Annotated in this window: 14 protein-coding genes and 1 tRNA gene; 13 read left to right on the forward strand and 2 right to left on the reverse strand. The window is 53.1% G+C overall.

All coding sequences use genetic code 11. The features are described from left to right. The first annotated feature begins 23 nt into the window (after window positions 1-23). The 7 genes from AC16KF_RS12920 (at window position 24) to recO (ending at window position 6,108) form a co-directional block, all read left to right on the forward strand. Window positions 24-1,037: an ABC transporter ATP-binding protein gene (locus AC16KF_RS12920; RefSeq protein ID WP_484037742.1), complete on the forward strand. Its 1,014-nt coding sequence runs from the start codon at window positions 24-26 to the stop codon at window positions 1,035-1,037. A gap of 21 nt (window positions 1,038-1,058) precedes the next feature. Then, the gene (locus AC16KF_RS12925; protein ID WP_484037743.1) at window positions 1,059-2,060 is read left to right on the forward strand and encodes an ABC transporter ATP-binding protein; all 1,002 of its coding nucleotides are present in this window, start codon (window positions 1,059-1,061) and stop codon (window positions 2,058-2,060) included. A gap of 12 nt (window positions 2,061-2,072) precedes the next feature. Beyond that, on the forward strand, window positions 2,073-3,203 hold the full coding sequence (locus tag AC16KF_RS12930; RefSeq protein WP_484037744.1) for a response regulator: 1,131 nt from the start codon (window positions 2,073-2,075) through the stop codon (window positions 3,201-3,203). 63 nt (window positions 3,204-3,266) lie between these two features. After that, a tRNA-Gln gene (locus AC16KF_RS12935) sits at window positions 3,267-3,340 on the forward strand. A 116-nt stretch (window positions 3,341-3,456) separates the two neighbouring features. Next, entirely contained in the window at window positions 3,457-4,824 is a 1,368-nt protein-coding gene (gene glmU, locus AC16KF_RS12940; protein ID WP_484037745.1) for a bifunctional UDP-N-acetylglucosamine diphosphorylase/glucosamine-1-phosphate N-acetyltransferase GlmU, read from the forward strand. Window positions 4,825-4,880: 56 nt separating this feature from the next. Beyond that, window positions 4,881-5,288, forward strand: coding sequence for a cytidine deaminase (cdd, locus tag AC16KF_RS12945; RefSeq protein WP_484037746.1), 408 nt, complete (start codon window positions 4,881-4,883; stop codon window positions 5,286-5,288). Window positions 5,289-5,343: 55 nt separating this feature from the next. Further along, entirely contained in the window at window positions 5,344-6,108 is a 765-nt protein-coding gene (gene recO, locus AC16KF_RS12950; RefSeq protein WP_484037747.1) for a DNA repair protein RecO, read from the forward strand. Between the two features lie 197 nt (window positions 6,109-6,305). Here the strand turns inward: recO and AC16KF_RS12955 are convergent, their stop codons facing one another. Next, window positions 6,306-7,730, reverse strand: a complete 1,425-nt coding sequence (locus tag AC16KF_RS12955) for a hypothetical protein (protein ID WP_484037748.1) — start codon at window positions 7,728-7,730, stop codon at window positions 6,306-6,308. Window positions 7,731-7,957: 227 nt separating this feature from the next. On the opposite strand from AC16KF_RS12955, the gene AC16KF_RS12960 reads away from it, so the two are divergent. Beyond that, complete coding sequence (locus AC16KF_RS12960) at window positions 7,958-8,587, forward strand: uracil-DNA glycosylase (RefSeq protein ID WP_484037749.1); 630 nt, start codon at window positions 7,958-7,960, stop codon at window positions 8,585-8,587. A gap of 391 nt (window positions 8,588-8,978) precedes the next feature. Further along, window positions 8,979-9,347: a hypothetical protein gene (locus AC16KF_RS12965; protein ID WP_484037750.1), complete on the forward strand. Its 369-nt coding sequence runs from the start codon at window positions 8,979-8,981 to the stop codon at window positions 9,345-9,347. Window positions 9,348-9,392: 45 nt separating this feature from the next. Here the strand turns inward: AC16KF_RS12965 and AC16KF_RS12970 are convergent, their stop codons facing one another. Then, entirely contained in the window at window positions 9,393-9,623 is a 231-nt protein-coding gene (locus AC16KF_RS12970; RefSeq protein WP_484037751.1) for a hypothetical protein, read from the reverse strand. A 283-nt stretch (window positions 9,624-9,906) separates the two neighbouring features. Here AC16KF_RS12970 and AC16KF_RS12975 point away from each other — a divergent pair, with 283 nt between their 5' ends. From AC16KF_RS12975 to AC16KF_RS12990, 4 genes are all read left to right on the forward strand, one after another. Then, window positions 9,907-10,140, forward strand: a complete 234-nt coding sequence (locus tag AC16KF_RS12975) for a hypothetical protein (RefSeq protein ID WP_484037752.1) — start codon at window positions 9,907-9,909, stop codon at window positions 10,138-10,140. 3 nt (window positions 10,141-10,143) lie between these two features. Continuing rightward, on the forward strand, window positions 10,144-10,365 hold the full coding sequence (locus AC16KF_RS12980; protein WP_484037753.1) for a hypothetical protein: 222 nt from the start codon (window positions 10,144-10,146) through the stop codon (window positions 10,363-10,365). 110 nt (window positions 10,366-10,475) lie between these two features. Continuing rightward, complete coding sequence (gene abc-f, locus AC16KF_RS12985; protein WP_484037754.1) at window positions 10,476-12,518, forward strand: ribosomal protection-like ABC-F family protein; 2,043 nt, start codon at window positions 10,476-10,478, stop codon at window positions 12,516-12,518. A gap of 18 nt (window positions 12,519-12,536) precedes the next feature. After that, on the forward strand, window positions 12,537-13,193 hold the full coding sequence (locus AC16KF_RS12990) for a hypothetical protein (protein ID WP_484037755.1): 657 nt from the start codon (window positions 12,537-12,539) through the stop codon (window positions 13,191-13,193). Window positions 13,194-13,286: the final 93 nt, after the last annotated feature.

Consider the following 13,286-nt stretch of genomic DNA (forward strand, 5'->3'; position numbering starts at 1 on the left):
CCTGCTCGTTGGAGTTGCTCCTCATGCCCAGTAGCCAGCCTCTGCTTGCCGTGAAAGACCTCAAGACATATTTTTATACCGAAGACGGCGTAGTCCGCGCGGTAGATGGCGTGAATTTTGAAGTGTTTCCCGGCGAAGTGCTTGGGCTGGTGGGAGAATCAGGATGCGGCAAGAGCGTCACCTCATTATCCATTATGGGGTTGGTCTCCAAGCCTGGCAGGGTGGATGGGGGCGAGATACTGCTCGATGGAAATAACCTGCTCAAACTTCCCGAAGATGAAATGGTCAAGATACGCGGCAACCGCGTGTCGATGATCTTCCAACAGCCTCAATCGGCGTTAAACCCCGTATTCAAAGTTGGCGACCAACTCTCCGAAGTGCTGAATGTGCACCAGGATATGGGCAAAGAAGCCGGCTGGAACCGCGCCGTCGCATTGTTGAAAATGGTTGGCGTGCCTGATCCCGAACGACGCGCGCACGCGTACCCGCATGAACTTTCCGGCGGTATGGCGCAGCGCGTGATGATCGCCATGGCGTTGGCGTGCGTGCCCGAACTCCTCATTGCAGACGAACCCACCACCGCGCTGGACGTAACCATTCAAGCGCAGATCCTGGACTTGATGCGCGACCTGCGCCGCGAAATGGGCACGGCGGTCATCCTCATCACGCACGATCTCGGTGTGGTGGCTGAAATGGCAGACCGCGTGGCAGTGATGTACGCCGGCGAAATTGTGGAACAGACCGACGTCAATTCGCTGTTCGATGAACCGTTGCATCCGTACACACAAGGCTTGATCGGTTCGATTCCAATCCTGGGCGAGATTAAAGAAAAATTGGATGTGATTCCCGGTTCCGTTCCCAACCTCGTCAACCTGCCGCCCGGGTGCCGTTTTGCGCCGCGCTGTCAGGCGCGCCTCAAATATTCGCTGACCATCTGCACTGAAACCAAACCCGAGCTTGAAGATGTGAGACCCGGGCATATGACGCGCTGTTGGTTGTATCAAAATGGGGCGGGGCATTCCGCGCCGTTGAAGTAACCCCTTCTTGGAGAAAATTTCATGTCAAACAACGCCAGCCAAAAAGGGGAAACCCTCGTTGAGGTAAACAATCTCGTAAAATATTTTCCGGTGCGGGCTGGTTTGCTCCAGCGCGTAGTCAACCATGTGAAAGCCGTGGACGATGTCAGTTTCTTTGTGCGCAAAGGCGAGACGCTTGGCATGGTGGGCGAATCCGGTTGCGGTAAAACCACTGTCGGCAGAACGATGCTGCGGTTGGTCGAACCAACCTCGGGGTCGGTGAAGTTCGGCGGCAAGGATGTGTTCGCGCTCAAACAAAATGAGTTGAAGCCGGTCCGCCGCAACATGCAGATCATCTTTCAGGACCCGTACGCCTCGCTCGACCCGCGTGTGCCCATCGGCGAATCGGTGATGGAGGGATTGCATATCCATCGCATCGGCACGCCCAAAGAGCGCGTGGGCATCATGCTCGAAACCCTCAAGAAAGTGGGGCTGGAGGATTATCACGCCCGCCGGTACCCACACGAATTTTCCGGCGGTCAGCGCCAACGCATCGGCATAGCGCGCGCGCTGGCGTTGCGCCCGCAGTTCATCATCTGCGACGAGCCGGTCTCCGCGCTGGATGTGTCGATCCAATCGCAGGTGTTGAATATTTTGAAGGACCTGCAAAAGGAATTTGGTCTCACCTACCTGTTCATTGCGCACAACCTTTCGGTGGTCGAGCATGTGTCGGACCGTGTGGCGGTGATGTACCTCGGCAAAATGGTGGAACTGGCAACGCGCGACGACTTGTTCCGCGAAGCCCTGCATCCGTACACCAAGGCGTTAATGTCTGCCATCCCGGTGCCGAACCCGCGTTTGAAACGCGAGCGCACCATCCTCAAGGGCGATGTGCCCAGTCCACTCAACCCGCCGAGGGGATGCCGCTTCCACCCGCGTTGCCCGGTGGCGATCGAACGCTGTTCGCAAGATGAGCCGCAGTTCAAGGAACTCCGACCCGATCATTGGGTGGCGTGCTGGGTCGCCGAACAGAATTTGAAATAACCGTCATTGATTATGGCACACCCCTGCGTTTTACTTGTTGACGATCAGAAAGACATAGTCCGGCTGTTGCATTCCACCCTGCAAACGCTGGGGCACACGCTGGATATTGTCGACGCGCCCTCCGGGGAGGAAGCGCTGCTCGAAGCCTCCCGCCGCAACGTGGATTTGCTCGTGTCGGACTATCTCTTGCCGGGCATTTCCGGGGTGGAATTGATGCGCAAGGTGAAGGCGCGCAACCCCGAGTTGAAAGTGATCTTCATCTCCGGCATGAGCGAACGCAAAGCCCGCGATGAAATGCTCTCGGCTGGGGCGATGGCGATCTTCAACAAGCCCATCCCGCTGGCAGATTTTTTGGACGCGGTCGAACGCGGTTTGGGGCTGGTGCGCACCATCTTTCCTCCGGAAGCCGCAAAAGAGATCGAGGAGCATCGCCAGACCCTTTCCGAGTTGCTGACCGGGTTCCGTCAAAAAGTGAAAGCCGACGCGGTGTTCCTCATCAACGATCGTGGGCGCGTGCTTGCCCGCGCCGGCGATCTGTACGATAGCAGTATGGAAGTGTCTTTGCTTTCCGCCTTGATGGGAATTTACAGCGCGGGGTTGAAGGTCTCGCGCTTCATCCGGCAGGAGCATCTTGAAAATTATCACGTCTTTCGCGGCGGCGACCATGATTTGATCCTCATCCCGGTGAATACGTCTCATGCGTTGCTGTTGGCTGGCAAGGAACTCGCGGACAGAGATCGAATTATGAATACTGTGGAGGGGATGCTGTTTGTGCGCGGCGATGTGGAGAATATCTTGCAGTCGCTGGGGGTGGCGCCGGCTGTCGCGATCACTGAACCAGCTGTCCCTGCGGAGGAGGCGGGTGGGTATGTCCCTCCGTTTATTATCGAGGAAGAATCCGAACCGGAGCCGGAAGTGGATGTGGACGCGTTGTTCGCCTCCGCCGAGAAGAAATCCAAAGTTAAAGATGTGGACGCGTTTTGGGATGACGCGGTGGAAAAGGCGGGCAACATTCCGCTCAATCCGGATGTGATCACGTTTGAAGAAGCCGATAAGCTGGGACTGACGCCCGGCAAAGCGGGCGCGACGATCCCCCGCCCGGTGACCGGCACGCTGAAGATGAGCGCGGCAAAAAAGAAGTGAGACATTGCGCCTGCGCGCAGGTGTTGCCCCGCGAATTTCGCTATGATACAATGTGCGCCTTACAGGGGCGTGGTGCAACGGCAGCACACCAGCCTTTGGAGCTGTGGATCTTGGTTCGAGTCCAGGCGCCCCTGCCAATTCCCGCGAGCGCGGGGCTTCTTTTCTAAACAGGCTTCGCACATTGCGGTGAGCCTGTTTTTATTTGACCTCACCCCCAACCCCTCTCCTCAAGGAGAGGGGAGTAGGAGTTGTAATGAAAGTTACTGCTGTATTGCTTGCGGCGGGGCAGGGGACTCGCATGAAGTCTTCCCTGCCGAAGGTGTTGCATCCATTTTGCGGCAAGCCGCTGGTGTGGCACGCGCTTGAGGCGTTGAAGCAAGCCGCGACCGAAACGCCGGTTGTGGTGATCGGTCACGGCGCGGATGAGGTGAAAAAATATTTGGGGGATTCAGCGGATTGCGTGTTGCAGGAACCGCAACTCGGCACGGGTCACGCGGCGCTGCAAGCCGAATCTCTGCTCAAAAACAAAACGGACTTGGTCATCGTCACCTATGCCGACATGCCTCTCTTGCGCGGCGAAACATTTGCGCGCCTCGTGGAGACTCAACGCCTCAACCCCGGACCGTTCAGCCTGATCACCGTTTTCGCCGACGATCCTCACGGCTTCGGGCGCATCCTGCGAAACGCCGATGGGACAGTGCAAGCCATCGTCGAAGAATATGTCGCCACGCCGGAACAGCAAAAAATCAAAGAGTTGAACGTCGGCGCGTACTGCTTCAACGCGGATTGGCTGTGGGACGCCCTGCATCGCATCCCGAAGAACGAGAAGAAAGGCGAATACTACTTGACCGATGTAGTCGAACTCGCGGTGAAAGATAACCTGCCCGTGCAGGCTGTTGTCCACGATGATTTTAGCGAGACGATTGGAATCAACACGCGCGTTCATCTTGCGGAGGCTGAATCAGCCATGCGGATGCGGATCAACCGCGAACACATGTTGAACGGCGTGAGCATGACCGACCCTTCTTCCACGTACATTGACGCGGGCGTGAAGATCGGCAAGGATACGACCATCATGCCGAACACGCACATTCACGGCGCGACGGAGATCGGCGAAGGGAACGTGATCGGACCCAACACGATCATCCGCGATACGAAGATTGGGAATCACTGTAAAGTCCTCGCATCCGTGCTGGAAGGCGCAATACTTGAAGACGACGTGGATATGGGTCCGTTCGCGCGGTTGAGGAAGGGCGCGCATTTGAAGAGTCACGTCCACATGGGCAACTTCGGCGAGGTGAAAGATTCCACGCTCGAAGAAGGTGTGAAGATGGGACACTTCTCGTATATCGGCAACGCGAAGATCGGCGCGAACACGAACATTGGCGCGGGAACCGTCACCGCGAATTACGACGGCGAGAATAAACTTCCCACCGAGATCGGCGAGGATGTCTTCATCGGCGTGGACACGATGCTGGTCGCGCCGCTGAAACTCGGCGATGGCGCGCGCACGGGAGCAGGCGCGATCGTCACCAAGAATGTAGCCGAAGACACGCTCGTCGTCGGCATGCCCGCGCGTCCCATCAAGAAAGTGGAGAGAAAGAAAAAGAAGGGCAAGTAATCACGCAGTACGCAGTACGCGATACTTCGTACTTCGTATTGCGTAAGGACAACGTTATGACAATCACTCAACACGACAAACAATCTCTCATTGATCTTGCCAACGAAGCGCGGAAGCAGGCTTATGTGCCGTATTCTCATTACCCTGTCGGCGCGGCGCTGCGGACGAAGACCGGCAAAACATACACCGGCGTAAATATCGAGAACGCGGCATATCCGCAGACCATGTGCGCGGAACGTGTCGCCATCTTCAAAGCGGTTTCAGAGGGCGAGAAAGAGTTTGAAGTTATTTCTGTGGTGACAGACAACGGCGGTTCTCCCTGCGGCGGATGTCGTCAGGTAATGGCAGAGTTTGGACTCGACACGATTGTTCTCTTGGCGGATAAAAATGGAAATCTTGTGAAAGAAACAACCGTGAATGAACTTTTGCCCGAAGCGTTTACGCCGGAGAAATTGAAAACGTAAGGCGAGATTTATCTCGCTGCGCATGGGCGGGAAAATCCCGCTCCTACACATCCCCATGCCCCAACCAAAATTCCGTTCCCTGCGCGTGGATGCGGTGGTGCTTCGTCACAGCGATTACGGCGAAGCCGACCGACTGCTCACGCTGTACACGCGCCAGCGCGGCAAGATGCGCGTCATCGCCAAAGGCGCGCGCAAGATCGCCTCGCGCAAGGCGGGTCACATCGAACCGTTCACGCACGTCAAACTGCAACTCGCCGCCGCGCGCGAGATGTTCATCCTCACCCAAGCCGACACGATAGACGCCTACCTGCCTCTGCGCGACGATCTGATTCTCACCAGCCACGCCGCGTATGTGTTGGAATTGCTGGACCGTTTTACCTATGAGGATGAAACCGAAAACGCGACGATCTTCCGTTTGCTGACGGAGACCCTCTCCCGCCTCGCCTCCAACGCGGACGTGTGGCTGGTCCTCCGCTTCTACGAGATGCGCCTCCTCGACCAACTCGGCTTTCGTCCCCAACTCTTCGAGTGTGTCAACTGCGGGCGCGCGATTCAACCCGAAGACCAATTCTTCTCGTTCAGCGCGGGCGGAGTCATTTGTCTGCGCTGTGGGCAGGGATTGAAACACCTGCATTCGATTTCAGTGGAAGCGTTGAAGTACCTCCGCCACTTTCAACGGAGCAGTTATGCCGAAGCCTCGCGCGCCCGTCCCGATGACGATGTGCAGCGCGAAACCGAATCCATCATGCAGGCATATTTCACCTATCTGCTAGAACGCGAATTGAATACACCGGGGTTTTTGAAAAAAATTAAAGCATAGCCTGTTTTAAAACTTGGGTGTCCCGTAATCAACGGGAAAGAGCCTCACCACGAAGGATACAAAGTCTTGCGTTGAGTTCGTCGAAGCGACACAAAGGGGGGAAAAGAGCCTAGATTCCTTGTGTTTTTCCTTTGTGACCGTCGTGTCCTTTGTGTTTGAAAAATGGTTTCCCGTTAAAAACGGTAGAGCCTAAAACTTTACGCGTACATACCGCTCCACGTTTCGAAGCGGCGGTCTTTGCGTTCGCCGTCTTTATAAAAGGTGAGATAGGTCATCCCTTTGTAAGGCACGAATTTTTTCTCGCTGGGGTTTTTGCGCGCGAGGTCGAAATAGGTGTGCCATGTGCCGGAGTTGAAGTAGATTTGGTCGCCGCGTGTTGTGCTATTTTCGAGCGCGACGGTTTCGGGAGAATGCGTGTGTCCGTATACGATGTAGCGCGCCGAGCCATCGAGGAAGGATGGCTCGAGCAGGGCATGTTTGGCGAAGGAGATGTCGCCGCGCTTTTTGCCGCCCTGAAGTTTGAGGGTGAGTTTGTCGATGGTCTCGAATGAAACGAGGCTCGATAGTTTGATACCCGCCTGCAACGCGTCTACTATATCTAACCTGAACTTTTTGTTGGCTTGTCGCACAAAATCGAGTTCGAGAAATTCGGAAGCGAGTTTATCCCATACATTTTTAAGTTCATTCTCTGTGATCGCATCCACGAGGTTCTGTTCGGCAAGCGAGCGAAGTTGGGCGTTTACCCAGAGCGGCGTGGCAAAGCCGGGCCGCACATTGGCGATCTCGCTCAGGTTTTGCACAAAAAGCGGATCGATCCCGGGCATGGCTTTCAATACTTCAGGATATTTGTTGATCACCTCAACTCCAAGCGCATCGCCAAGTGTGGGGTGGCCGCGCCCTCGTTCGCGGTTGAAGTTGAATTTGTCGTGCAGGTCGCCGTGACGGGCGAAGACCCTGTATTCCTCGAACAGTTTGCGAATAGCGGGCGCGTTATCCTCCTGCCAGGGGAGGTTCTTGTCCGTTTTTCGCAGGTCGAAGGGGAACGGCTCCGGCGAGTTGCTCAATGCCATGGTTTGTATGATCTCGCGGCGGATGGCATCAAACGACTCGCCCTTGAGATAGTAGTGCCAGTCGTGGTTGCCCACCATGTAGTGAAAGCGGACCTTGAGCGGAATTTTTTGATCGCTGTTGCGGTCACGGTTGCCGTGTTCATCAGGGGCATCGAATTCGATCGCTTCGCCGCCCGCCAATTTGCGCATGATCTCGAAGGAATCTTTGTTCGCTTCGAGGATGGCGCGCGTCACCTCAAGTAATTTTGCCGCGTATTTTGGGTCGCTCGGGTCGCTCCACGGGCGGATATAGTCCGCTTCGCCGGGGCGCGTCATGCGGGCGCGAGTTTCATCCCCAACCGCGTACAGCCAACGATTAGAGTGAAGCGTTTCAAGAATGTCGCCAAGCAGGATGACATCCAGGTCTTCGATGGGGCGGTATCGTTCGCCCTGTGCCGAAGCAAAATGCGCGTCGAGGCGGAGGCGTTTGGCGAATAGTTGGAATGCGCTGGTTGGAATAGATGAGCCGGTGGTTCCATCCCCTAAATGCAAGTCGCTGATGATGACGAGCATGGCAATCTCCTTGGTGCGTTTGTTTGACAGGTATGGTTCGATTATAGTACCGAGCGCGCGGTATGTTGCGCGGCGTTTTGTATGACAAGGTGAACCTTGCAGTTCGGGCGCGATGAGTGAATGGCTGATCTTGCGCGCCGTCCCGAAGGTTTGGATAAAAACCAAACCTGGTTCACGAGAACCCTCGGGACGTTCTGCTTAATGTGAGTTGATGATATAAATGGCGCATGACGCAATCCACTGTGCTCGATTCTTCCAATTCTTTTCGTTCTCTGGATGAAGCGCTATCCGCCATACGCGGTATGAAGGACGATCCGCTTGCCAATGCGGGGACGAATGTGGTCATTAGCCGCGGCAACCCGAATGCGAAGTTGTTGTTGATCGGCGAGGCGCCGGGTCCGCAGGAGAATATCAAGGGTAAGCCGTTCGTGGGACCGGCAGGGCAACTGCTCGATAAGATCCTGCAGGGCGGGAACTTCGACCCGGAGCGGGATGTGTACATCACCAACTCGGTCTTCCGCTTGCCGCCGGGGACGGATGGCAAGTCCTTCCGCAAGCCAACGGACGCGGAAGTTGAGTATTACCGTCCGTTTGTGTTTGAGATCATTCGGTTGATCGATCCGCTGGTGATTTTGTTGACCGGGAATGTGGCGTGTCAATCGGTCTTGAGAAAGACCGGTATCACCTCCATGCGCGGACAATGGATTCGCTTGGAGGGTCGTTGGCTGATGCCGATCTTTCACCCTTCCTATTTGTTGAGAAATCAATCGCGTGAACCGGGCTCGCCCAAAGCGCTGATGTGGGAGGATATCAAGGAAGCGCGCAGGAAGTATGATGAGCTGGTGGGTTCGCTGTGAAGAGGTCATGGAAAAAGATGAGATAACGCGCGGGCGTTATATTGTGGCTTGTTGTATTTTGACGAGTGGACAAACCGTCCGCTCGTTTTGTTTATAATGAGCAAAGTGACGGTCAACTAGACTCTTGACGCAGTTGCGCTGAGAGACTGTTTCTTAAGTCTTTTTGGACACGGGTAACACGGATGTCACGGAGAAAACCATTTCAATATCCGTGTTTGACCGTGTACTCCGTCAAATCCGTGTACTTAAGAAACAGTGTCTGAGTCACGGCAGGCGACACGATTTGCCAAACAAATCGAACTGTCGCTTGAGCTTTCGAGAAGTATTGATCATGCGCAAGGTGACCGTCAATTTAAAATTGACTGTCACATCCACCAAAGGAGATACGTCCATGAGACCCAACGCGAACGATTCAAAATCGGAGGCGGAAAAGATCCTCGAAATGATGTACCTTCAAGGAAAGGCTCAATTCGGCAATGCGATGAAGTCGTTCTGGCTCTACACCGACGACCTTTGCCCGGGTTGCATGGCGCGCCCCATTGACCCAATGAAATACAAGGGCAAGGATGCGCTATCCATCAATGGCTTCATGTACCGTCCGCGCGGGGTGTTGATCGGGTATTTTCTCTGTAACACCTGCGCCAATTACATCTTCAAAGAGTCGGCGAAGAATCCGTTCAAGGAGACGCCGCTCCACGCCGACATCGAACGCAATTTGGCGGAGGCGTATCACAGGTATATGGCTTCGCTGGATGCGTGAGTGTGAAACAAAAAATCCCTGATGATTGATCGGGGACTTTAACTTTTAAAGTTCGGTTATTTCTGGCACATGTTCATCTTCATACTTCTCGATCAGAATTCCTAAAACCTCCATCAGAGAAGCAAGCGGATGCTCTTCATTTTCCCCAACTGCGTCAATCAAGTTATCAAGCAAGCGAACAGCTTCCTGATATTCCTTTTCTGTATGAGGAAAGTACAGGATTTCGGATACTGTCGTCCATGCAGTTGCGGCATGCTCAATTTTGGAGTCTAACATTCTTACTCCTTCCAAGTATTCTCATCATACATCCAACTCTAGGAGTGTCAAGCCTGTAATTCGCTCGCTTGTTTTATAATTCGGGGACAATTGCGAAATACACAATACTGATCGCCACCCCTCATCACCGTCCCTTCCCTCTCCAAATCCGACAATTCATACATTGAATCCACATACAAAATTTTCATCGTCGGATTGGGAGGAGGCTGGATGGGGGGCGGCTGCTCGCTCTCTCATCGGAATCCGACTTGCGTCGTCACCTGATAAGTGCTAGACTCCAAGTGTGAAATTTGAGATCGTTGACGAAATCGAGGGAATTGAAACCATCGCTGTCGGATCCAAAATTCGTGACCTTGCATATTTACAAAAAATGCATGGGCGCGGACGTTGGAGGAAACTCAAGGGCTTTGCCCGTATCAAATTGCCAAACGGCAACATACGCCATGTTGAACTTCACTGGTATGAAGCGCATGGGATCGGTCGAAAAGACATCAAGATCAAACGATATTTGGATTGACCTATGAACAATAAAAAGCAATTTGTCCTTTGCATTGACAATACAGACTACGAAGCGTCTTTGATCACGAGGAAAGTCTACGAAGTCATCCCTGACGAACAAGCGGAAAAGGATGATCTGATTCGCGTGATTGATGAAAGCGGGGAAGATTACCTGTATTACACCGGCCACTTCGTTTTTATCCACCTCCCAGCGGAAGTGGAAAAAGCCTTGGTTGCGGTATAACAGGTTCTAGAATAAAAATCCTCACGAGCGGACTCTACGTCCGCTCGCTTGTTTTATAATTCGGGGACAATTACGAAGTACGCAATACGCAATACTGATCACTGCTCACTATGTCACTGATTACTGTAAGTTCCCTCTCCAAATCCTTCGGCGCGGAAGATCTATTTTCTGGCGTCACCTTTTCGGTTGCCAAAGGCGCGCGGCTTGCCATTGTGGGACCGAACGGAATCGGCAAGACGACTCTGTTGCGCATCCTCGTCGGGCAGGAAGAACCTTCAGACGGGACGATCACGCGCGCCAAGAATCTCCGCATCGGCTACCTCTCGCAAGAAGCGGACTTTGAATTGCAGGGCGCGTTATGGGATGTGTGCCTCGAGCCGTTCGCCGAGTTGATTCGCATGGAAGGCGAACTGAAAAGACTTGAAGATGAGATGTCCGACCCAACGACGCGCGATCAGGCTTTGGTCCGATATGGAAGCGTGCAACACACGTTCGAAGAGCGCGGCGGATACATGTATCCCATCCGCATCAAGCAAGTGCTCACTGGTTTGGGATTCGACGAACCCGATTTTCACATGTCACTCGATCATCTCTCAGGCGGACAACGCACGCGCGCGCATCTGGCACGATTGTTGTTGTCGAACCCCGATCTATTGTTGCTCGATGAGCCGACGAACCATCTCGACATCAAAGCTGTTGAGTGGCTTGAAAGTTATCTCACGCAATGGGACGGCGCGGCGATCATCGTTTCGCATGATCGTTATTTTTTAGATCACGCCTGCAACGCTCTGCTTGAAATGGCGGTCAGCGGATCGGAATATTATCGCGGCAATTACACAACGTATTTGAACGAGCGCGAGATCCGCTGGAATCATCGCTTTGAAATTTTCGAAAGCGAAAAAGAAAAACTGCTCAAAGACATGGAATACATCAAGAAAAATATTGCGGGGCAAAACACGTTGCAGGCAAAAGGTAAACTCAAACGGCTCACGCGCGTTGTGCAAGCCATCGAACAGGCAGGCATCGAAGCGGTCAACATGAATTGGTCGCAACTCGATGTGGAAACCACGCAATCGCCGTTCGGCGTCGAGGAGGCCGAGCGCCGCGTCCGCGCGCTGAGACCTCCTCAGCGCGTTACGCCCGATCTGCATTTGCATCTGCGTTCGACGAATCGTTCGGGCGATCTCGTCATCCGCACAAAAAATTTGAAGGTGGGATACGCCGCCGAAAACGGAACGCCCGAAAAATTTTTATTCGCCGCGCCCGACATCGAATTGAGACGACTCGACTGCGCCGCATTGATCGGACCGAACGGCGCGGGCAAATCAACATTCCTCAAGACGATACTCGGTTCCCTTGCCCCTCTGGCTGGTGAGGCGATCCTGGGAGCGAGTCTACACGTCGGCTATTTCGCGCAGGCGCACGAGGGACTCGACCCCGAGAAAACTGTGTTGGATGAGATCACCGCCGCATCAGGGATGTTGCCGTATCAAGCGCGCGACTATCTCGGCAAATATCTTTTCTCTGGCGACGACGCGTTCAAACTTGTGTCCATGCTCTCAGGCGGCGAACGCGGACGATTAGCCCTAGCCAAACTCGCCTTGCAAGACACAAACTTGTTATTGCTCGATGAGCCAACAAATCATCTTGATATTCCCTCACAGGAAATTTTGCAATCTGTGTTGGATTCGTACAAAGGCACGATCCTGCTCGTCTCTCACGACCGCTATCTCGTGGACGCGCTCGCCACCCAAATCTGGGAGATCGGCGGGGAGACCTCCGAGGTCTCTCAGACCTCGGAGGTCTTGCGCGTGTTCAACGGCACGTATTCGCAAATGAAAGAAGAACGCGAGAAACAAGCGGCGCGGCTAACCAGTTTCCAATCTCCAGTCTCCAATCTCCAATTCTCAAATTCTCGAAATGTGAAGAATGCAAAGAATAAAGAAACGAAAGAGGAAAGACGAAAGATAGCGCAGTTGCAAGAATTGGAAAACGCCATCGCCGAACTAGAAGCGACGCTGGCGAATCTTGGCGCGCAGTTGGAGAGTCCCTTCGTGAAACCCGCCGAAGCCGCCACGCTGGGAACAGAGTACGAGCGCGTGCAGAGGGAAATGGATGCCAAACTAGGTGAATGGGAGAGGATGCAAGGATGATTAGGATACGGAGGAGAAATGTTTGACAATTTATTCGAAACCATAAAAAATCTTTCAATTCTACTGGGAGTATGGTTAGCAATATACGGCATCGATTCTTGGCGACGCGAACTAAAGGGAAGGCGGGAAATAGAATTAGCAGAAGAGACACTAGCTTTGTTCTATGAGGCGAGAGATGCAATTATTCATATGCGAAGCATATTCAGCTTTAACAGTGAAACTGCAGATATTGAGCGCGATTCTAACGAAACAGATGCACAGTTTGATTCTAGAAAAAATGCAAGTATCGTGTACAAGAGATATGCTGAGCATCAGGAGGTTTTTAACAGGCTATACTCCATACGTTACCGATTTATGGCTCAAATAGGCGTAAAAGAAGCGGAGCCTTTCGATGATTTACAAAAATTAGTGCATGAAATATTTATTGCCGCCCGCAGGCTCGCTCAACTTTGGCCTAGGAATCATTTCAGAACAGATGAACAATATGAAAAGCATTTAGCTCAAGTTGAAAAATATGAGGCAATCTTTTGGGAAGGTATAGAGACCGAAGATCCAATAAATCTTAGGCTTGAAGCAATCATGCAAACCATTGAAAAAACTTGTCGGAACATAGTTTCAGGAAAAGGTACTCTGTTCGGAATGTTGAACAAAAGAATCTTCAAAAGACGATTATAAGTAGCTGATAAACTGCCAAGAGAATTCTGAAAATCATAAATACATTAGGAAAATCCATTCAAAAAGAGAATCTCCCGACAGAACCTAGACCCC

The sequence above is a fragment of the Candidatus Defluviilinea gracilis genome, from assembly GCF_057138825.1.